This window comes from Acidobacteriota bacterium, assembly GCA_009691245.1.
Lineage (GTDB): Bacteria > Acidobacteriota > Terriglobia > 2-12-FULL-54-10 > 2-12-FULL-54-10 > SHUM01.
Genome location: SHUM01000002.1, coordinates 64,611 through 85,659, shown reverse-complemented (window position 1 = coordinate 85,659; position 21,049 = coordinate 64,611). Strand labels below are relative to the sequence as shown.

At 57.7% G+C, this 21,049-nt stretch carries 13 protein-coding genes and 2 pseudogenes; 5 read left to right on the top strand and 10 right to left on the bottom strand.

Annotation, left to right across the window (positions count from 1 at the left end):
- Positions 1-8: 8 nt before the first annotated feature.
- The 3 genes and pseudogenes from EXQ56_01170 to EXQ56_01160 all read right to left on the bottom strand — a co-directional run bounded on the left by EXQ56_01170 (position 9) and on the right by EXQ56_01160 (position 2,931).
- Entirely contained in the window at positions 9-551 is a 543-nt protein-coding gene (locus EXQ56_01170) for a hypothetical protein (protein ID MSO19068.1), read from the bottom strand.
- Between the two features lies 1 nt (position 552).
- Positions 553-1,914 (bottom strand): annotated as a pseudogene (locus EXQ56_01165) (DNA modification methylase).
- Between the two features lie 54 nt (positions 1,915-1,968).
- Entirely contained in the window at positions 1,969-2,931 is a 963-nt protein-coding gene (locus EXQ56_01160) for a LysR family transcriptional regulator (protein ID MSO19067.1), read from the bottom strand.
- Between the two features lie 420 nt (positions 2,932-3,351).
- On the opposite strand from EXQ56_01160, the gene EXQ56_01155 reads away from it, so the two are divergent.
- On the top strand, positions 3,352-4,887 hold the full coding sequence (locus tag EXQ56_01155) for a UbiD family decarboxylase (GenBank protein MSO19066.1): 1,536 nt from the start codon (positions 3,352-3,354) through the stop codon (positions 4,885-4,887).
- A gap of 205 nt (positions 4,888-5,092) precedes the next feature.
- Here EXQ56_01155 and EXQ56_01150 read toward each other — a convergent pair whose 3' ends face one another.
- Entirely contained in the window at positions 5,093-5,554 is a 462-nt protein-coding gene (locus EXQ56_01150; protein ID MSO19065.1) for a hypothetical protein, read from the bottom strand.
- Positions 5,555-5,797: 243 nt separating this feature from the next.
- On the opposite strand from EXQ56_01150, the gene EXQ56_01145 reads away from it, so the two are divergent.
- Complete coding sequence (locus EXQ56_01145; GenBank protein ID MSO19064.1) at positions 5,798-7,750, top strand: hypothetical protein; 1,953 nt, start codon at positions 5,798-5,800, stop codon at positions 7,748-7,750.
- 223 nt (positions 7,751-7,973) lie between these two features.
- Positions 7,974-9,899 (top strand): hypothetical protein, encoded by a 1,926-nt coding sequence (locus EXQ56_01140; protein MSO19063.1) that lies wholly within the window; start codon positions 7,974-7,976, stop codon positions 9,897-9,899.
- An 82-nt stretch (positions 9,900-9,981) separates the two neighbouring features.
- Here EXQ56_01140 and EXQ56_01135 read toward each other — a convergent pair whose 3' ends face one another.
- Together EXQ56_01135 and EXQ56_01130 are read right to left on the bottom strand one after the other, a co-directional pair.
- On the bottom strand, positions 9,982-11,118 hold the full coding sequence (locus EXQ56_01135) for a TAXI family TRAP transporter solute-binding subunit (protein ID MSO19062.1): 1,137 nt from the start codon (positions 11,116-11,118) through the stop codon (positions 9,982-9,984).
- 110 nt (positions 11,119-11,228) lie between these two features.
- Positions 11,229-12,517, bottom strand: a pseudogene (locus EXQ56_01130) (NAD(P)/FAD-dependent oxidoreductase).
- Between the two features lie 54 nt (positions 12,518-12,571).
- Between EXQ56_01130 and EXQ56_01125 the strand changes: the two are divergent.
- Together EXQ56_01125 and EXQ56_01120 are read left to right on the top strand one after the other, a co-directional pair.
- On the top strand, positions 12,572-12,781 hold the full coding sequence (locus EXQ56_01125; protein ID MSO19061.1) for a molybdenum-binding protein: 210 nt from the start codon (positions 12,572-12,574) through the stop codon (positions 12,779-12,781).
- A 93-nt stretch (positions 12,782-12,874) separates the two neighbouring features.
- The gene (locus tag EXQ56_01120; GenBank protein ID MSO19060.1) at positions 12,875-14,569 is read left to right on the top strand and encodes a hypothetical protein; all 1,695 of its coding nucleotides are present in this window, start codon (positions 12,875-12,877) and stop codon (positions 14,567-14,569) included.
- A 77-nt stretch (positions 14,570-14,646) separates the two neighbouring features.
- Here EXQ56_01120 and EXQ56_01115 read toward each other — a convergent pair whose 3' ends face one another.
- The 4 genes from EXQ56_01115 to EXQ56_01100 form a co-directional block, all read right to left on the bottom strand.
- Positions 14,647-18,012, bottom strand: coding sequence for a TonB-dependent receptor (locus tag EXQ56_01115; GenBank protein ID MSO19059.1), 3,366 nt, complete (start codon positions 18,010-18,012; stop codon positions 14,647-14,649).
- 316 nt (positions 18,013-18,328) lie between these two features.
- A complete protein-coding gene (locus EXQ56_01110; protein MSO19058.1) occupies positions 18,329-19,210 on the bottom strand; it encodes an NAD(+) kinase in 882 nt (293 codons plus the stop codon).
- Positions 19,211-19,293: 83 nt separating this feature from the next.
- Entirely contained in the window at positions 19,294-20,085 is a 792-nt protein-coding gene (locus EXQ56_01105) for a TlyA family RNA methyltransferase (GenBank protein ID MSO19057.1), read from the bottom strand.
- A 74-nt stretch (positions 20,086-20,159) separates the two neighbouring features.
- Positions 20,160-20,948: a polyprenyl synthetase family protein gene (locus EXQ56_01100; GenBank protein ID MSO19056.1), complete on the bottom strand. Its 789-nt coding sequence runs from the start codon at positions 20,946-20,948 to the stop codon at positions 20,160-20,162.
- Between the last annotated feature and the right edge of the window lie 101 nt (positions 20,949-21,049).

Below are 21,049 nucleotides of genomic sequence, written 5' to 3'. Positions count from 1 at the left end.
GGCCTTACTCAGCCATTTCCATGCCCTAATCTTTTTTGCAAACTCAGCATCAGCAGTTTTTTCATCAAAGACGCAACTATACCGACACGTTTGAAAGCCGAAATTACACTTTCATACGAGAAGTAGACAACGGAAAATCCCAGTGACTCGAGTTGGCTCAACGCGCCCTTGGTAAAAACTCCACCGAGGATTGTCCCGATAAAAGGAGCATGGTGCTTGTGCGTCTCCAATAAGGGTATCAGCGCGCCCTGAATCTCCTGCGCTTTGTTGCGGGAGTGTTTCGTGTAGCGGCGCCAGGCGGTTTCAATGAACGCGACTGGCTGACCTGTTTTTGCATGACTACCGTTTCTTTCCAGGACGTAGTCAAGATCGTGGGTATTGCCGTGAGCGTCGGTCCAGCTCAACTTGCTGCCGCTCCGTGCCGGCCGAGGCCCCTTTTTATCGAGAAAGAGTTTGTGTTCCTCGGCGAACCGCCGCAACAGAGGCTCAACGGCCGCCTCTATTAAGTCGCCGATTATCTGTCCGAATTTATGGGCTGGTGATTCCGCCATATTATCCATTTATCCAGAGGCGGCCTTCGTGGAGCGGGACGCGATGCTTGCGGTTCTTCCACTTCACGTTTCTATCTCTGGTTTTCTCGAAATGATAAGACTTAAACCCGGCTGCGACGGCAAGCTTCCCCAGCCATTTTTCCACTGGAACATAGATTCCATAAGGAGCCGAATCGCCGACAACGAAGCAGACCAACGCCCCGCTGGCCGTCACTCGACGCAATGCTCGCATTACTTTTGCCATGTCGCTGAAGTATGAGGCAATCATGGTGTGATACGATTTTTTCCCGCCGTGGATCTCCCGCTCGATTGCCAACGAATCGCAGACAACCGTCAAGTCCTCCCGGATATGGTCGAGGTTTGGATCTTCCAGAATGGGCTTCGTCTCCCCATTCAATTCGGCCACGTGCTGTGTGCAAGAACGCACCAGATATTTGCGGACTGCATCTTGCAAGTCCCCCCAACCTTGAATCTCACCCATCAGCGTCATCTCGAGTCTCGTCGCATCTGCATAGTCGTAGTTGTTGGCATACGGAGGAGACGTTACAACGAGTTGGGCCCATCCGTCAGGAAGAGAAGAACTGTTTCTAGCATCCTCGTGATAGAGCTTTGCCTTGGGACCGTGGGTCATACTTTGGCGGATGGCCATGTCGTTTGAGAATTCCCATACTTTGGCTTCAAACGCGGCGTAAGGTTCGAGCGACTTGGCCTTGGATTTGTTGGGAAGCACGTACTGCCATTGCGCCGTCCCTACTGGTGAACACGACCTGATGATGCAGATCATGGCTAACCATGCGAGATCAGAGAGCGGGGAGTTATCAGATGCGGCTACCCATGCGCGTTTCAGTGAGTATAGTTGGTCAATCGCCACTGGAGGAAAACATTTTTCGATGAGCTTGGGAATTGCCTCAATGTGCGCGCTTTGCCTCTTGGCGTCTTCAAGGATTGAAAGGGAAAATTTCCGAAAAGTTTCCGGATTCTATCTCCAGTGTAGTTTCGCTCTGGCGATTCGGGAGACAAAAGGATGTGCTTCCACTCCGATGGTTGAAACATTGCTCTGCTCGCCTTCCAACAAAACCGTTCCGGAACCGGCGAATGGATCTAGAACCCGCTTTCTTCCATTGGCCTTTTCTCTGTCAATTAGTTCTTTAGCCCAAGCTGCGGAAAAACCGGCTGAATACCGAAACCACCTATGAATCGGCAATGCTAAATTGCTTTGGAAAGTGGAAGTTGTGTCGGTCTTTTTTGTGGGCGTATCTTCAAGGCCAGGAAAAAGCAGCGCTTGCTTCATTTGTGTTGCTAGTCTCATAAGTAATTTAACGGTTCGGCTAATTCCCTCTGGTCGATTTCCAGTAGGTATCATATCAAGGAATAGTGGGCACACCCTAGGGTGTTGGCTGAATTGCTGGGATTGGTTCTACGCGAATCGGCTGCTGACCTGGCGGGCGATGGCGGCGAACTCGGGCAGGGAGGCGATCTTGTGGTCGGGGCGGTAGGCTAGGGCGGTCTCGACTAGTGGGGAGTGTTGCAGGTCGCGGAAGGCGATGCCGCGATTGCCCGGCGACTTCTTTTCGACCGGGTTTCCAAGCGGGTGTTTCAGAGAACGACCCAGCGGGTTTTCGATCAGGCGGGCGGAGGCGCGCAGCAGAGCCACGCCCATTCCCGCGCTGACCATCTCCAGCATGGTGTGGATGTTGTCCACTTCATGCACGGCGTTCAGGCTGAAGCCGGCTTTGCGGCACATGTCTGCGATGGACTCGTAGCGGCCGGGACTCATGTATAGCGGGAAGAGGATGAGTGTCTCGCGCTCCAGCGCGCGCAATGCGATGCGGCCGCGCGAGGCCAGTGCGTGCGCGCGAGGCAGCGCGACGACCAGCGGCTCCTTCCACAGCGGCTCCACGGCGAGGCCCTCGTGCGGCACGGGGATGGTGATGAAGCCGAGGTCGATCTGGCTGTTGCGCAGCGCCTCGATCTGCTGCGGCGTGGGCAGGCTCTTCACGGTGATGGCAAGCGCCGGGTTGCGTCGCGCGACCGCGCTCAGGATGCGCACCACCACTTCGCTGTTGGCCGGCGAGCATCCCACTACGAGGCGGTTCTGCTTGGAGCGGTTGGCCTCGGCGGCGAGTCCCGTGGCCAGCTCCACCTGCTGCAAAATGAGGCGGGCTTCTCGCGCGAAGACGCGGCCCGCTTCCGTGAGTTCCACTTTGCGCTTGGTGCGGTAGAATAACTGGATGCGCATCTCCTCCTCGAGCTGGCGGATCTGCGCGCTCAACGGCGGCTGGCTCATGTGCAGGCGCCGCGCGGCGCGTCCGAAGTGCAGTTCTTCGGAGACGGCGAGGAAGTAGCGGAGTTGGCGGAGTTCCATGTGTGTGATCTCCATATCGCAACAGAGCCGCGACCGGAAGGGAGCGGTGGCTGCTGGGACCGGGTCGCCCCCTGAACGACCACTCCCTCCCGGTTGCGGCTCTGACAGAAGGCGCGGCAAAATTCGATTAATACGAAAAAAGTATTAGTACTAAATTTACAATGTATTGGAGCTTTGCGGCGGAGTCAATTATAAAGATGGTTGGCGGCGCGACCGCATCCCGGAATTATCCGCAGATTTCGCGGATTTTGTGGGGCGGAAAAAACGGCGCGTATGGCGTATCTGGGACACGCGTGAATTGCGGCGTTCTTTGGTCAGAACCGTGAAAGTGTGCACTTTGGTCTCTGCCGCAAATTTGGTCAATTTTGGCGTGAATGGACATTCGGGATTTGGCATAATTTGACCCGTCGAGGGTGAAATGATCAGGAGGAAATAATGCAGACAACTCGGGACTTTATAAAAGAGTGCGAGAAGATGGGGCAGCTCAAGAAGATCACTGCGCCGGTCGACTGGAATGAGGAGATGGGCGCGCTGAACTACATGGTGGCGCAAAAGGAAGGCGCGCCGGCGTTGTGGTTCACCAACGTGAAGGACTCCAAGCACGGGTCGTCGGCGCTGATGAACATGTTCGGCACCGGCCAGGACCGCGTGGCCATGGCCATGGGCCTGCCCGTGGGCAAGAGCATGCAGGAGCTGATCGAGCTGTGCAAGGCCAAGTTCGGCAAGAAGATTCCCCCGGTCCAGGTGAAGCCGGAGCAGGCGCCAGTCAACGAGATTATCCTCGAGGGCAAGGACATCAATCTGTTCGACTTCCCCGCGCCGAAGATGTGGCCCCGCGATGGCGGCCGCTATCTGGGCACATGGGACGTGCTGGTAACGCGCGATCTGGAGGACGACCACATCAACCTCGGCACCTATCGACAGATGATCAAGTCGAAGAACGAGCTGTTCGTCTACTGGTCGCCCGGCAAGGACGCGCGTCTGATGAGCGAGCGCTACTGGAGCCAGGGCAAGGACTTTCCGGTGGCTGCGGTGTATGGTCCCGACCCCGCGCTGCTGGCCGTGGGCTGCATCACCATGCCCAAGACGGAGTGCGAGTACGACTACGCGGGAGGCCTTTGGAATGAGCCTGTGAAGACGTTCATCAGCGACCTGACCGGGCTGGAGCTGCCTGCCTCCGCGGAGATTATTGTGGAAGGCTTCATGCGTCCGGGCAAGGTTGGAGTGGAAGGTCCGTTCGGTGAGTTCACTGGCTACTATGGCCGTCCCGAAGCGCACACTCCGTACATTGAAGTGGAGCGCATCCGCATGCGCAAGAACCCCATCCTCACCTGCGCGTTGATGGCGGACTATCCGGCGAACGAGCTGGGCATCATCTACGCGCTGGCGCGCAGCGCGTCCATCTGGACGGACTTCGATAAGGTGGGACTGCCCGGCGTGAAGGGTGTCTACTGCTTCCCCGAGGGTGCGGGCGGATTCGGCATCACCGCGGTGTCGATTGAGCAGCGCTATGCTGGACACGCCGCGCAGACGGCGGCGCTGGCGGCGCAACTGCCCAGCGGCGCGTACTACTCGAAGCTGATCATCGTGGTCGATGACGACATCGACTGCACGGACATTCATCAGGTGATGTGGGCCATCGCCACGCGCAGCAATATGGAGAAGGACATCGACATTCTGCGCGAGACATGGTCGACCTGGCTTGATCCAACCAAGAATCCTCCCGAGGAGCGGCCCTGGGGATCGAAGGCGCTGATCAATGCGTGCAAGGAGCACAAGTTCCTGAAGACGTTCTCGGCGCGCAACCGCATTCGGCGCGAGATGTACGATCACCTCGCCAGTCGCTGGAAGGAGCTGGGGCTGGACGGCGTGCCGGAGAAGATCCTGACGTTCGAGGATTCCAACACGCTGACGCCGATTCAGTTCACCACCAAGACAGGAGACTTCCCGTCCGGCGGGACCTCCATGTAATTGAGGATGTAATTGGGTCCAGGTAGACAGCGAGTCACTGGAACGCTGTCTCCAAATGTAAATCAGCCGCGGTCCGCGGCCAAACCGGCGACCGGCCTTCACCAAGATTAGGGTGAGTGCCGGTCGTTTTGTTTTTGGAGTGAGTGGATTGCGAACAGATGATCTCGCCTGGGCGCGGAGTAGGCTGGTAGCTCGGTCGGCCAACTTAAGCCACGTCAACCTTCGTGTATGAGCTTTGGCCCTGCGTCGCTCCGCTGTAGGCTAGCCTCTGCGGCTCTTTTTGGTACTGGATATGAATACAGTCGTCGGTTTCAGATGACTGGATTTTGCCGCGCTCCAGAATAACTTTGTCGAAGGGAATACCGGACTCCATGCGAATCCAATCGAATACTTCCTGGAGTTGCGTGCCGGGCGTCTGGATGTCGGCGGCGCACCGTGTTGAAGTTGCGCAGTGATAACTGTCTGCGGTGCCGCCAATCAGTTTATTCAGCTCCACGCCACGGAATCCACTGGAGATGCGCACCTTCCCAAAGCGCGTGCGGATGGGCTCCAGCACGTCATTGCAAAATTCTTTCAGGAGCGGGATTACTTCGCCGGGGGCGTCGTTGGCAAGCCCCTTATCATTGCGGGTGAATTCGGAAATCTGGAAGTTGTCGGATAGTTTCATCTGGAGTCAGCCTCGAATTTAGGGATCAATCCTGCGCTACGCAAGAGCGTGATTATAGCATCGTCCACGCTTCCCCGAATGCCTTCCATTCTATGTAGTCGGCCACATGATTTACACGGCATGTTGGACATTGCTTTTGTGTGATAATAGTCGCGCCCGGAAGCGCGCGGCGAGTTGTTTGGGTACTTCGTCCTATCTTGTCCGCCTGCGTGGCGGAGAGATTCGATTTAGGGGGAACGCGTAATGCGCCAGACCACATCGACAAGACTCTGTCCATTTATGTTCCTGGGGATGGCGCTAGCCACCTTGGTTGCGCTTCCGCCAGTGGGGCGTGCCGCGGAGCCCTTTGCCGATCTGATTCTGACCAATGGCAAGATACTCACCATGGATAGCGACAACATCGGCAACTACCGCACCGTGCAAGCCGTGGCTATTCGGAACGGCAAGTTCCAGGTGGTGGGCACCAACCAGGAAGCGTTGGCGTATGCGGGAACGATTACCAAGAGGATTGACCTGGCGGGCCGCACGGTGATTCCCGGATTGATCGATACGCACGACCACATTAATGAGTATGCGGCGCACTTCTTCCCGACCCGGCGCACCGACGAAGATGCGGCCATCGCCTGGCCTACTCGCGATCAGGGATTGTCGGCTCTGCGCGCGCTGGCCAGCACCAAGAAGCCCGGCGAGTGGATCAAGACTTCGTTGAGTGGCGGTAGCGCGGGCGGGGCTAGTTCACCGGCGGCGGTGGTCTTCCCGATTGCGGTGCAGAAGGGCGAGATCACCCGCTTTGATCTTGACAAGGTGGTCCCCAACCATCCACTGCGCATCGCGCGCATCTTCTTCAGCCCCACTGGCGACAGCTTTGTTAACACCAAGGCGCTGCAGCCGATCATCGACCGTTATGGCACGGACCTGCCGGGCATTCACAAGGACGCGAAGGGAGTGCCCACGGGATGGATCAGCGGCGTCGCCGACCAGACCATTGAATATGAATTTGCCACACCAACCGTTCCAGCGGAGTACGGACCTTACTATGCGATGGAGATGAATGAAGTGGCCGCACAGGGACTGACCACGGTGTCAGCGCGTATGGACCCAGACTCGGTGGCCGCCTATAGCTGGCTGCATGCGCGCGGCGAGATGCCCATCCGCATGGCCTACACCATGGAGACGGCGGCGCGCTCCGTGGTGCCCGACGCCATCGTCAGTCGTATTGTAGGCCTGCAGGGCGGGAGCGGCGACCGCATGTGGGGTTCGGGCGACGACATGCTGTGGACCGTCGGCCTTTCACTGATCAGTATTGATTCGACGCCAGGTTTGGCGGGAAGCTGCGTGAGCAAGCCCTATCCGCGCGAAGCCAAGAACTTCTTCCTGTGGCGCTATCAGTTCTACGGGCCCAATGGCCTCTGCCGTCTGACCGATGCCAATTACCGCGACGCGGATCTGTTGAAGGCCGCGGCAAAGTACGGCTTCCGTATTGCGGGGATGCACACCGGTGGAGACCGGGGCATCGACGATTTTTTCGACATCGCCGAGAGTCTCGCCAAGCAGTATCCTGACCTGCCCGGCCGCCGCTGGGCGATTGACCATTGCCGCTACTTGAGCGACCAGCACGCCGCGCGCGCCAAGAAGCTGGGCATCCAATTCAGTTGCGGGCCGAAGTATATCTATGCCGGGGAGCGCGGCGATATCGGCGCGTTCAAGGAGATATTCGGCGACATCGCGCAGGACGTGGTGGTGCCGCTGCGGCGGTTGATAGACCAGGGACTGCGCACGGTGATGGAGCTGGATCAACACGCCTTCCATCCGATGACGGCATTGCAGGCATCGGTCACCCGCGTAGACATTACCGGCAAGTTGTGGGGGCCGCAGCAGCGCATCAATCGCACCGAGGCTCTTTATGCTTACACGCGTTGGGCCGCTGACTACACGCTAAAGGAAAAGTTGCTGGGTTCTATTGAGGTGGGCAAGTACGCCGATCTGGTGGTGCTCGACAAGGACTACCTGACGGTGCCGGAGGCAGAGATCGGACGACTGGACCCGGTGTTGACAATGGTGAGCGGCAAGCCCGTTTACACCGAGCCTGCCTTTGCTACGGCTGCGGGCCTTGCGACGGTTGGGTATCAGGGGGACCGGTCATATTGGCTGCGCGGCACTCCCGAGGACGCGAAAAAGGGCCGCGGCGGAGATTGATGCCGAAGAGTGCGGTAGTCGAGTGTGCGGCAGTAGAGCGTGCAATAGGCGATTGACGCGCGTGCAAGCAAGTCATATCATATTCGCCACGGCGTTCTACGGATGAATTCATTCCAACAAGGTTTGTTTTGAAATACTGGACGTCTGGCGGGCTGCTGGGCGTGTGCGGTTTTGCAGAGTTTGAACGGGGCAATCTTATTCGGAGCAAAGGAGCTTCCATTTCATGAACCAAAGAAAGAAGTACGCAAGCAAATTTGGAGTCGCCATTCTGGCAGTGCTGGTCTCACTGCCGGGCATGTTGGCGGCGCAGATGGCCATGCCGCAAGAAGTGGCTGACCACGGTTACGCCGATTCCATCTACGTCAACGGCAAGATCGTCACCATGGACGATCACGGCTATAACACCAGTGTAGGACACACCTACGAAGGCATCGCAGTGAAGAACGGCCGCATTGTAGGGCTCAATACCTCTGCCTACATTCGCACCCTGGCCGGTCCCAAGACGGTAGTTACCGATCTGGAGGGGATGACCATGATTCCCGGCCTGATCGACACTCACAATCACAACTTCGGCAGCGGCGTGGCCGCACAGATGGGCGTGCGCTCGCCGGACAATGGCATTCAGATGAATGTAATGGCCGGCAAGGACATTGAATCAACTCGGATGGTGGTGGAGAAGGCCATCACGGATTCGGTTGCCAAATCCAAAGACGGCGACTGGATTCACATCGGCATCACGGCGAATTCCAAGGAAGACATCAGTTCGAACCGCATCTTCTCCTGGGTGGTGCGCGGCGAGCTGGAGCCGCGTGAGCGGCTGAATCGTCTGGCCCCGAAAAATCCCGTGATCGTACAGCAGGCCAGCCGCGCGACCATGAATGACGCGGGTTGGGAGATCGCACGAAAGTTTATGCCGAACTTTGATGAGTATGCGGCGGCGGAGATCACCGACGTGCCCGAAGCCGTGCAGCGCGGCATTATCGCTGTCGGAGAGCAGACGGCGCTGACTTGGAATGTTTTCTACCGCAATCAGTCGCAGCGCCGGCTGGGCGAAGTGGTTCGCCGCGGATGGGAACGACTGATCTCGCAGGGCATCACCACGTTTGCCTCGCGTGTTCACAATCCGCGCATCATGGACACGGTAACTTATATCCGCCGCGAACTGGATATGCCGATCCGCTTCGGCGCGTTGTACGAAGTTCACCGTAAGCCAGAAGATCCCGCTTTCGTTCGCAAGTTCTACGGCTACTCCGGCAATTTGACCGGCTTGGGCGACGATACGCTGTGGATTCACGGCGTGGCCAGCGAGTTGTGGGATTCGAGCTTTCCGCAATCCTGTCTGGGTCCTGATCTTCCCGCGCCGGCGGTCATCAAGATGCGTGAGCTGTGCCCCAAGGCGGGCATCCTCTATTGGGACGTTCTGGAGAACGCGCTCAAGGCTGGATGGCGTCTGGCCGGCGTGCATGGTCTTGCCAGCGACGGCGTGCGCCGCTTCACGCAGTTGATGGACAAGGTCGTCAAGGAAACCAACATGACCGCCGCCGATATTCGCGCGCTGCGGCCCACCATCGAGCACGTTGAAGCGCTTGGCTACGTGCCGGACGTGATGGCCAAGATCAAGGAATACGGGATCATCATCAACGTCAATCCGCCGCGCCTGGTCCGCGAGAAGGAATACATTCAGGACTACGGGCCGAAAGCCGAAGCCTTCATGATGCCGGTGAAGAAGTGGCTGGACAACGGTTTCACCGTAGTCGGCCATTTCGAGGGCGGCGCCGTGGGCAGCACCATGAACAACCTGATCACGCGCGAAGTGAATGGGCGCGTGGTTCTGCCCGAAGAGAGGCTGGACCGCGTGGTGGTGTTGAAGTTGTTTACCACTTGGGCGGGCCAATACATGCTGAAGGAGAAGGAAATCGGCACGCTGGAGCTGGGCAAGTATGCTGACTTTACCGTACTGAACAAGGATTTCTTCTCGGCTACTACCGCGGCGATTCCTGACATCGTTCCGCAGCTTACCGTGGTGGGCGGCGTAACGCGTTTTCTGCATCAGGACATGGCCAAGAAGTGGAACAGGCCCGCAGTGGGATTCCAGTTCCCCTCGGATGCAACTCCGTGGCGCGCTCGCATCGAGCAGGGCGACAACTAGGCCTGACAACAATCACAATAACAAGGGGGTGGCGATTCAATTCGCCACCCTATTTCTCTTTTTACTCACATGAAACTCAGGGCTACTTCATGTAGCGCACTTCGCGATAATATTTGGCCGCACCGGGATGCAGCGGCACATCAAATGCCTTCCAGACATTTCGCCAGTTGTATGAAAAATTCATCGAACTCCACTGCAATAATTCCTGCTGCTCGTCCATGGCCTTGGCGATAGTGTAGGCAAAATCGTCCGGCATGTCGTCGCGCCCGTAAATGACGGTGCCCGTGCGCCCCAGTGTTTGAATGGGGCGATTGATGCCGCGGAAGTATCCCTGCGGCATGGTCTTCTCGACCAGGTAGAACTCCTTCGCCAGCTTGGCGCGCAAAGCCGGCGCGATCTCCAGATAAACCAAATCTTCCTTCTGGGTCAGCTCATACCAGAAGTTGTATTCCGGAGCGTTGACCATCGACCCGAAGCCGATGATGACCTCAAGACCCTGGCGATGCTCGGCGCCGCTCTCCGTGCGCAACTCGCCGCCCTGCGAAGCCATCTTCTCTTTCGAGAGACCATAGAATTCAAGCACGGTGGGCGTAATATCGCCGCCGATGCTGGTGGTGGCCAGCACCTTCACGGGCAACTTCTTTTCCACAATTTCGCTCAGATTCTTGATGCCGGAACTGGCCTTCACCGCGACCACGTAATACGTCGGCTCTTGGATGTGCGCGATCACGCGTAGATGTTTGCGTGGCCCTTCCTTGTCCTTGGCAAAATCATGGATGCCGAGATAAGCCCACTGCAGGAACTGCGAGCCGGTTGCGCCGAAATCCACGGGGCCTTTGGGCAGAGGTTCCGCGCCTGTGCCGCGCGGCTCGGGCATCATCGCTCCAGACACCATGCGCGTTTCGCGCGGCCCGCCAGCGCAGACATAGCAGATTTGGACGTCCCAGCCATATCCCTTCATTGCTTCGCGCACGATCTCCCCCATCTCTCCCCACGGGCAGGTCGGGCACGCACCGCCAAATACCGGTTTCTTCAATGCGTATCCAGTTTCGTGTTTTGGGGCGGTCGGTCCACCGGCGCTTTGCGCCATTCCGCTTCCCGCCATCCACAGCACGGCACCCAGCATAGCGGCTGATATCACGAATTTCATTCTCATGGTCATCCTCTTTCTTGCGTGAAATAAAATTTCTCTGTTAGAGCAACTGGGGGAAATTATCATCGGAACCTCAGCTGATCCCCACCAAGTGGGCCTCAGAGTACACGTTTATTTGCCGACATTCAAGACTGCTTCTGACACACTTCGCTCTCCCATCGCTTCCTGGTAATGCGCTACTTCTTCCTGAATACCCCTTGATGATGAAAATAAACCAACTCGGCCGCAGCGCGCATCAGCGGCGTTCCCAGCAACAAATTGAAGAGTGTGTCGCTTTGAAACGTATCAAACATTGCTCGGAGAACACGCTTCATGCGAAACCGTGGATACGAATTTACGAACCAACCCGCCGGGTCGGCAGCGCGACCAGAGAGAAATTCGGAGATCGCTTCTCCTGCTGCCCACCCGTGCTTAAGCGCCGTGTGGATTCCACCAGCGGTTACGGGCGACACCATGCCAGCGGCATCGCCTACCAGTAGGACTCCACTCGCGGATAGCGGACTCACCAAACCGCCGCAGGGAATTCCTCCGGCGCGCACCGAGACAGGCTTGCGATCGCGGAAGTCAAATACGGGCGCTATTGTTTTGAGATACTGCTCCATGGCTTCAACGAGAGTTCCCCGATAATTGTTCATGCGGAGGGCCAAGCCAACCTGCACGACGCCGACCCCAGCGACAACCCAACCGATATAACCCGGCGCGATCTGGCGGTTGATGAAGCAATGAAGCATCGCAGTGTCCTGCAGCCGGCCGTGTCGTACTCGTACTCGAGTCCGTGCAGGAACTCACTGCTCCTGCCCAGGCCAAATTCACGGGCTACGATTGATCGAGGACCATCGGCGCCGATCAGGTAGCGCGTAGTTCCGACATGAGGCAAGCTGAATATTTCGGCGATGCGCTCCGCCCCGTCGAAAGCCTTGCGATAGGCGATTCGCGCGCCCGCATCTTCTGCGCGGTGGGCAAGCCAGCGCAGCACTGCCGGGGTATCGGTGGCCAGAAAATAGTAGCCCGGTGAAGACAAGTCAATGTGCCGCAGATTCGGTGCGTAGAGCCTGACCCCGTTGATTCGTCGGACCATCTCGCTGGGCAGCCCTTCAAGTATCGGAGAGTTTTCAGCCGCTTCCTTGACGATAATTCCCGTGGTGTGCAACTTTTCAGCAACGTCCGCTTTGCGTTCAAGTACCGTAACGCGATGTCCAGCGGTGGCCAGCGCCGTAGCGCAAGCCAACCCAGCAAAGCTTGCCCCCACCACAATACAATCGCTGTCCGTGGATCGGACCGCGGGGCTGCGAGACGCAATCGTTGCGGAGGATGCTTCGTTCAATGGACCAGGAACTGCCAATGGTCTGCCCTTTCGGAATTTGACGTTACGCTCGGTGGCGGCAAGTAAGGAACAATAGTATTGTAATGGTGCGGACGATTGTTGCGGGAACGCATTACAATGAATCCACGGTGAGAGGATCATTTTGTTTGATGATTTTTGTTGGAGAACCGATGGAATCGCGCGAAGGAGGATCACATGAAGTTTGGAGCAAGGAATAATCTGCAAGGTAAAGTTACATCCGTGAAGAAGGGCGACATCATGTCGCTGGTGAAGTTCAGGGTATCGAAACCAGGCGAGTTGGCTTCCGTACTGACCACCGAGTCGGTGGAAGAGTTGCAGCTCAAGAAGGGCGACGAAGTGTTGCTGGTGATCAAAGCGATCCATGTGTTGCCCGTAAAGGAATAACCCGCTACTGCGGTTAATGTGGAGGATTCCGTGAACCGATTCAGCAGAAGCTTCTGTGAAAGCTGTCGTTGGGCCGTCTTGTTTTCCAGGGCCATGCCTTGTTTGATGATTGTTGTGCTTACGCTAGCGCTCCAGTCAGCCGGCGCGGAGAACATTCTGCTTCAGGGCGGAACGCTGATTGACGGGACGGGCAAGCCTGCGCAGGTGAATGCAAATATTTTGATTGAAGGCAACGTCATCAGCAAGGTGTGGGTGGGTGATGCGGGAGCCGTGCCGCGTCTACCCGCTGGCACTATTGCCATCGATATTCGCGGGAAGTTCGTCATCCCCGGGCTGATTGATTCCCACGTTCATTACCGGCCTTATATGGGCGAGCTGTTCCTCGCCTATGGTGTTACCACGGTGAATGATCTGGGAGACCCGCTCTATTGGCTGGAGGCAACCAAGCGTGGCCTCAATAGCGGGAAGATTCGCGGCCCGCGCTTTTACTTCTGCGGGGACATCGGCGGCACGGATGGCTCGACGGCGGAGGAGAATCTTCCCACGGTTGAGAAACGTGTTCTGGTAACAATGAAGAGCCCCGCCGATGCCAAGCAGGCTGTCGCGCAGGTGAAGCAGTCGGCCGATTGTATCAAGTTGCGCGAGGACACCAAGGGCGAATACTTCACGGCGCTAGGCCACGAGGCCGATGCCCAGGGCATTTCGATTATCGCGCATTCACTGGACGCTCGTGACTCCATCCGGTGGGGGATCGACGGTATCGAACATATGGTGGGTATCGGCTTTGCCACCATGACCAGCCCGGAGGGCAAAAAGTTATTTGAAGGCAAGCATATCGAAGCCGGGCACAAGAACAGCACGCTCTATCAGTGGATGGACCCATCTGCATTTGATCCGCTCATTGCCGATCTTTTGAAAAATAACGTGTACATCAACCCGACGCTACACTTCGAGTGGAAGGGAATCAACCCCCGCACGCGTGAGCACGAACTGGAAGACACTCGCTTGTTGAGCAATCCCCAGTTGCAGTATGTTCCGCTGGATGAGCGGCTGGTTACGCTGGGGCAATACCATTGGGCGGATGAGAAATCGTCTGCTGAGAAGGAGCAGTACGCCAAAGGGTACCGTCGCGTGCAGGAATTCCTAAGCCGCTTTGTGAAAGCCGGCGGAAAAATTTATTCCGGCACCGATAGCGCCGCCGCGACGACGCCGGGCCTGAGCATGCATCAGGAGATGGAGCTATTGGTGGATGCCGGATTAACCCCCATGCAATCGCTGATGTCCGCCACCCTATGGGGCGCGGAGATTCTTCGGCTGCAGGATCAGCTCGGGAGCATCGAGGAAGGGAAGCTGGCTGACCTGGTGATCCTGGATGCCAATCCGCTGGCGGACATACGCAACACGAAGCGGATCAACAGAGTGGTTCAGAATGGCGAGATCGCCGACACCGCGTTTCATAGCGATTACCAGTTTCCATTTCCGCGTTATGGAGGCGAGAGCAAGCATCTCTATAATCCTGCGCCGCAGTTGCGTGATGCTCAGCCTCCGGTGGCCGATGAAGGTCAGGAAGTGATTGTCCGTCTGACTGGCCGAGGGTTTGTGCCGAGTACCGTGGTCACATTTGCCGGCGCGCCGCTTGCCACGCGATTCATCAGCGCCACAGAGCTTCAAATTACGCTCACCCCATTGCACACCGCTCGCGCGGGAACCTATTCGCTGGTAGTCAGCTCACCAAAACCGGGCGGAGGCGAAACAGTTCCGGTGCCGTTTATTGTGAATTTCCGTTAGCCTGAATGCGACTTCCAGAAACGAAAAAAGGACCCGCCTCACGACGGGCCCTTCCGATTAATCCGCGCTACCAAAAGCTAGAACAGCAGTTTCAGGGACAGTTGAATCTGCCGCGACGTGGTGCGCGTTCCGTTGATACGCCCCGCGGTGCTCAGAGCGGACTCACCGCCTGCCAGCAGGTTGGCCCCGGTGCCTGTCGCTGCCGTGCTGCCGGCAAAGAGGGTTACGGCCGGCAGGTCAAAGGTGGTGCGGTTGAGGATATTGAAAACCTCTGTGCGGAACTCCAGTTTGCCCGACTCGCCCAGCAAGCCTAGCGCGGTGTCCTTGACCAGTGAGAAATCCAGGTTGTTGGTGCCCGGTCCGCGCAGGATGCCCTTGCCGGAGTTGCCCAGAAATCCCGCGGCCTGCACCGCGAAAGCACAGGGATCGAAGTAAAGGTCCGGGGTGCCTAGTTTCTGTCCGGCGGCTACACCGGTGCAGCCCGCGGTCGTTCCCCTGGTGATGTTTTCATTGTTGCGCCCAGGGAGAATATCAGGCCGGTCGCTCGGTCCTCCAAAGGCGTTGTTGTTGTTGGAGCGCGAGCGGTTGGAAGTCAGGTCCGGCGTCAGCGCGAAGCCCGACTGCACGCTCCAGATGCCACTGGTCCACCAGCCATTTAGCAGCTTGCCTTTCCAGCCGCTGGCGATCTCTGGAATCCGATAAATGGCATTGAAGCGCCAGTTGCCGCGAATATCAAAGCCAGCAGGGCCTTTATCTACACGGCGATCGGTGGGGTCTGAAGGATAATCGCTGGTGTCGCCGACGATCACCTGCTGCCCTTCATCAAGCGCCTTCGACCAGGTAAAGGAACTTTGGAATTGCAGTCCCTGGCTGAGCCGTTTCTGCAGAGAGAGTTGCAAGGAGTTGTACCAGGAACTGGTGCCCGCGGTTACCAACTCGATGTTGGTCCAGTTGGGATTGGTTCTGGGATCAATGCCGATGCCCAGCCAGCACTTCGGTGAGTTGAGAACATACGCGGTGCCCGCCGGGCGTGCAACGCAGGCCCCAGCTTGTGGAACACCTAGCGGCACGGTCGGGTTGCCTTCCTTGGCTTGCAGGATGTTGATGGCGCGCGAGGCGGCGTAGGCGGCAGTCACTCCCATGCCGAAAGGCAGTTGGCGCTCCACCGTGAGGTTGTAGGAGAGCAGATGCGGCTGCTGCATGTGGTAGTCCTGAAGGCGCAGGCCGCGGCCCACAGCATCGGCTGGGTAGGTCAGGGGCAGCGTGAGCGGCTGCGTAACACTTACCGTGCTCTGGCTGGAGAACGGTGGGGTGGCCACGGTCGAGATCTTCAGTCCCGCCATGAATCCGCCGGCGACATCGTAGAGCAAGCCGAAGCCGCCGCGCACCGCTGTCTTGCCATCGCCGCGCACGTCCCAGGCAAAGCCGAAGCGCGGGCTGAAATTCCTGAGTGACGGGTTGATAAAAACATCGCCCACGGTGGTGTCCCGGTCGGAGACCAGGTCGCGCAGCGCCGCACCCTGATTGAAGCGCTCGACAAAGTTGGAGTGGAACTCGTAGCGCAATCCCAGGTTCAAGGTCAGCGTGGAAGTCGCGCGCCAGTCATCCTGCGCGTAGAAACCATACGTGGTGTAACGGTAGGTGCGGTCCACAATCGAACCGGGCGTCACGGCAGTTACGTTGTTGGTATTACCTTGCAGGAAGGTTTGCAGATTGGCGAAGCGGATCACGCCGCGCACATTGGTTCCGGTTTTGAGCCAGGGCTGAAAGCGGTTGATCAGCGTGCCAAACTTGAATGAGTGCGCGCCGCGAGCGTAAAACAAGTCATCGCTCCATGTGAACACATTCTGGATGGTGGTGCTGGCGTCCGTGCCGTTGCCAATAGTTGACACGCCAGAGCCGGGATTGATCGTTCCCAACCCTTGTCCGGGGACAAAGGCGTACTGCGCTCCCTCCGAGGTCGGATTCTCTGATGCCAGCTTGGTTCGGCTGTACGAGTAGCGGAAGGTGTTCAACACGGCGGGCGAGAAGATGTGTGTCTCGGAGATCGTTCCGAACTGTGAGCGGCTTGGCCGGGTGCTGGCAAAACCGTCCAATCCAGGTGCCAGCAGACGCTCGGCGCTGTCCGCCGTATAGCGGACAAACAAGCTGTCGTCGGAGGAAAAATTCTGGTCCACACGCGCCTGGCCGTAGTGCTCGTCGCTCGGCTGATTGAACGGGAAGGTGACCTGATCATTGGGCAGGTTGGACACAGGATAGAGATCCAGCAACGGACGAATGACCGGTGGGATAACGGGTACGGCAAATGAGGGAGTACTTGTGCATAGCGAACCCTGCGTGCGGCAGGACTGCGGAATGGTTGTGAAAGTCAGCGTCTGGCCGGTGCGCTCGCGCAGGCTTTCATATACGGCGTGGAAAAAAGTCTTGTCGCTCTTAATGGGCCCGCCGACTGAGCCGCCGAACTGGTTGCGGGTGAACGCGGGCAGGCGGCGCGGGGTGCGGGCCGTCACTTTATCGAAAAAGTTGCGGGCATCCAGCGCGCTATTGCGAAGATAATCAAACACCGAGCCATGAAAATCGTTGGTGCCGCTCTTGCTGACCAGCACCAGTTGGCTGCCCATGCGCATTCCATATTCGGCGTTGGCGGCGTTGGAGACCACGCGAAACTCGCGAATGCCTTCTACCCCAAGAGTGGCGTTGGTGCTGGAGGCCGAGCTGGTGTCGTTGCTGGATTGCATGATCGCGCCGTCCAGCATGAAGTTATTCGAGCGCGGCGGCGCTCCATTGCTGCTGAAGAACTGCCCGGCCATCACCGGTCCCCCGCCCGTCCGACGTTCCGGCTGAATACCGGGTTGCAGAAAGGCAAGGTCCACATAGTTGCGACCATTCAGCGGTAGCTCGGCAACTTTCTTCTCATCCACCAGTCCGCCGAGCGAGCCGCTGGTGGTATTCACCAGGGGGGCCTCACCGGTTACTTCAACCGTCTGCTCAATGGCGCCTACTTGCAGTGCCACATTAATCACAGCTTCCTGGCTCACAGCCAACGTCAGACCACTGCGGACTTCGGACTGGAAGCCCGCGCTCTCGATACGCAGCTCGTAGCTGCCTACCGGCAATGCGGAGAATCTATAAGCGCCATCTGCGCCGGAAACACTGGCGCGTGTCTGTCCTGTCTCCGTGTTGTGGACGGTGAGATTAGCGCCGGGGATCACTGCGCCGCTGGTATCTTTCACGGTTCCCAGAATGGTTGCTGTCGGGAGCTGGCTTGTGGCCGTGCTGGCCGCCAGCATCAATACAACAAGGACGTATGCCCAATGTCCACTATTCATGGCGCTTCGATTCCCAGTCATTTTCATTTCTCCTTTGTCAGTCCAGATTGCTAAACGAGCCGTAAGGCCCCCGATGTTCCTTGCGAGCTCCTGAAAAATAGACCAAACCTGCATGTGGCCAAACTTTATTGCACTTTAGGCCAGGTGTCAAGCTTAGTGGAGAAAGAAAGTGGTCAAAGTGATTCGTAATGGATGGAGTACTGAGCCGGAAGTGAGGATCAGAGATGTGCCAGAAATTAGCTTGTGGCGGGGTGTAGAAACAAAAAAGGCGGGCGCTCGGTTGTTGATTGGGCTGGGGTGAGCGCCCGCCTCGTAACGGGGATGTACAGATAACGGTGGAACGGTAAAAAAGGTTTCAGGAAGATTCTCAATAAATAATTCAGGCACGCTGGACGGCGCAAACGTTGGCGGAGGGAGGCTGCTTAGCTTCCTACCGCTCCCCCCACTTCAGCTTGCTGCGCAGCACTTCATAGAAATCCTTGTTGGGCGGCCGGACCAGTTCGATGTGGCTCTCAGACAGTCTGCAGCGGATACGGTCCTCGGCATGTAACGCTAGGCCGACTTGGCCATCCACGGTAAGGAAAACCGACTCAGCTTCCGTCTTAACGATCACTTCGACCACCGACTGGTCAGAAATTACCAGCGGCCGGTTACTGAGCGTGTGCGAGCAAATTGGCGTAATGATGAAGGCATCCACGGACGGATGCACAATCGGTCCGCCAGCGGCCAGACAATAGGCTGTGGACCCGGTGGGTGTGGATATGATCAGCCCGTCTGCTTTGAATAGATTCAAGAATCGGCCATCCACCCGAGTCTCAAAATCCAGGATGCGCGATATGGCGCCCTTGTTCATGACTGCATCGTTCAGCGCGTGATAGGTAGCCGCTACAACCTCTCCACTGATAACCTCTATTGTGAGCATCTTGCGTCTTTCTATTTGATGTTCTTGTTTCAATATTTGTTCGAGGCTGACGTAAAGCTCGCTCATGGTAACAGCGGTGAGAAAGCCCAGATTGCCGAGGTTTACCGCAAGTATCGGGACATTGTCCTTGCGGACCGCGCGGGCCGCAGCCAGAAGAGTTCCATCGCCGCCTAAGACCAGTACTAGATCACATGCTGCCCCCAGCTCATTGCGGGCTATCACCGGAACGGCGAGTTGGTTGCGCAGATCAGTGTCCAGGCTGGCCGCCGTTTCGCGGTCGAATAATGGGTTGAGCTCTTTGCCGCGCAGCCACACCACCAGAGCCGGAATGATCTCAGCCAAGTTTTGCTTGCGCGGTTTGGAGATGATTCCTACGGTTCGTATCGACATTCCGTTCCAGCCTTTGGACTCCTGCTCGTCTCGGTCGGTTCTCTAAAATCTTGATAAATACATGTGGCCTAGCTGATCGTTAATTATCGCTCAATTGCGGGCGTGGCGGCAGTGGTCAGTGCAGCGGAGCGCACAAATATTCCGTGCAGCAAATACTCCTGATTTCCTTCCGCACCCAAAACGGGACAGGCAATGTGGCCCAGATGGCGGAAACCTTCGGCGGAAACCGCTTGGCGGACGGACTCCACGACGGCGTCCCGCACCGCCTCATCGCGCACGATCCCGCCCTTGCCAACCTGCTCACGGCCAGCCTCAAACTGCGGCTTCACCAGGACCAGCAATTGTGTGCCATCCTTGCAGAACGCGGGGAGCACCGGCAAGATGCGCTTTACCGAGATGAACGAGACATCGATTACGACAATGTCCACCTGTTCACCGATCTGTTCGAATGTAAGATACCGCGCGTTGGTGTTTTCGAGAACTCGCACTCGCGGGTTGTTGCGCAAGCGCCAATCCAACTGGTTTGTACCGGCATCCACCGCGATCGCCCGGGCAGCGCCGCGTTGCAGCAGACAATCGGTGAATCCGCCGGTGGACGAACCGATGTCGAGGGCTACCCACCCACCAGGATCGATATGCCAATGATCGAGGGCCGCAGCCATCTTCAGTCCGCCGCGTCCCACGTAAGGCATGGGCGGCGCGATGAGTTCCACCACGGAATCCTGGGCGACGGCGGCTCCAGCTTTGGAAATCTTCTGCTTGTTCACCAGAACTTTACCGGCGAGTATGAGTGCCTGGGCCTTCTGGCGAGTTTCTACCAAGCCTCGCTCGACCAGCGCGATATCCAAACGTGTTTTTGGGGATGAGGTTGCCATGCTTGGATGGAATGCCAGCCTAGCCAATCAGTTATTGTGCCCGCTCGCTGTTATACCGCTACTTGATACTTCAGTTAGGTGTTACGAATGACCAGCGAGTCGGCCAATTGTCTTAACGTGCTCGCCCGCTCGCCAAACGTGGCCAACGCTTCTTTCGCTTCACTCAGCCGCTCGTAGGCCATTGCCCGCGATCGCGCAACTCCATACACTGCTGGGAACGTGGCCTTGTGCTGCGCTTGATCTTTCCCTGCGGTCTTGCCGAGCGCCGCGCTGGTTCCTTCCACGTCCAGAACATCATCGATGATTTGAAAGGCCAGGCCCGCCTGTGAGCCGAACCGGCGCAAGGTTTCGATCTGGGTGGAGGACGCATTTTCAGCGATGGCGCCCATCACCACCGCTGCCGTGATCAACGCAGCAGTCTTGGAACGGTGAATGTAATGGACCATCTCCGGAGTGGGTTGCGCGCTGACGGCCTCCAGGTCGGCCACTTGCCCGCCAATCATGCCGTCCACGGTTCCGGCGGCAGTCGCCAACACAGCCACCAGCCTTGCGCGAATCTCTGAATCCGAGGCGGGCAGCGTAGCCAGAACGTGAAATGCAAGAGTGAGAAGCGCGTCGCCGGCCAGGATTGCCGTGGCTTCGTCGAACTGAACGTGACACGTAGGACGTCCCCGTCTCAGGTCATCGTTGTCCAGCGCAGGCAGGTCGTCATGGATGAGCGAATAGGTGTGGATCAGCTCAAGAGTGGAACTGATCGCTTCAATATCAGGATTCGGCTGTGCCTGATCGGCGACCACTCGGGAGGCCTCCATGCACAGGAAGGGCCGCAGCCGCTTTCCGCCAGCAAACAGACTGTAGCGCATGGCTTTGTGGATGCGGGGAGGGGCGGTGTCGGCGGATGGAACCAGCAAATTCAGCCGCGCTTCCACGCGCTTCTTCTGCTCATCCCAATAAGCAGCAAAGC

Excerpts from the sequence above, each read along its gene's own strand:
- EXQ56_01105 (MSO19057.1), bottom strand. The coding sequence starts at position 20,085 with ATGGCAACCTCATCCCCAAAAACACGTTTGGATATCGCGCTGGTCGAG.
- EXQ56_01125 (MSO19061.1), top strand. The coding sequence starts at position 12,572 with ATGAAGTTTGGAGCAAGGAATAATCTGCAAGGTAAAGTTACATCCGTG.
- EXQ56_01145 (MSO19064.1), top strand. The coding sequence starts at position 5,798 with ATGCGCCAGACCACATCGACAAGACTCTGTCCATTTATGTTCCTGGGG.
- EXQ56_01110 (MSO19058.1), bottom strand. The coding sequence starts at position 19,210 with ATGTCGATACGAACCGTAGGAATCATCTCCAAACCGCGCAAGCAAAAC.
- EXQ56_01155 (MSO19066.1), top strand. The coding sequence starts at position 3,352 with ATGCAGACAACTCGGGACTTTATAAAAGAGTGCGAGAAGATGGGGCAG.
- EXQ56_01100 (MSO19056.1), bottom strand. The coding sequence starts at position 20,948 with ATGCGCTACAGTCTGTTTGCTGGCGGAAAGCGGCTGCGGCCCTTCCTG.
- EXQ56_01150 (MSO19065.1), bottom strand. The coding sequence starts at position 5,554 with ATGAAACTATCCGACAACTTCCAGATTTCCGAATTCACCCGCAATGAT.
- EXQ56_01160 (MSO19067.1), bottom strand. The coding sequence starts at position 2,931 with ATGGAGATCACACACATGGAACTCCGCCAACTCCGCTACTTCCTCGCC.
- EXQ56_01140 (MSO19063.1), top strand. The coding sequence starts at position 7,974 with ATGAACCAAAGAAAGAAGTACGCAAGCAAATTTGGAGTCGCCATTCTG.
- EXQ56_01120 (MSO19060.1), top strand. The coding sequence starts at position 12,875 with ATGCCTTGTTTGATGATTGTTGTGCTTACGCTAGCGCTCCAGTCAGCC.
- EXQ56_01135 (MSO19062.1), bottom strand. The coding sequence starts at position 11,118 with ATGATAATTTCCCCCAGTTGCTCTAACAGAGAAATTTTATTTCACGCA.
- EXQ56_01115 (MSO19059.1), bottom strand. The coding sequence starts at position 18,012 with ATGCAGGTTTGGTCTATTTTTCAGGAGCTCGCAAGGAACATCGGGGGC.
- EXQ56_01170 (MSO19068.1), bottom strand. The coding sequence starts at position 551 with ATGGCGGAATCACCAGCCCATAAATTCGGACAGATAATCGGCGACTTA.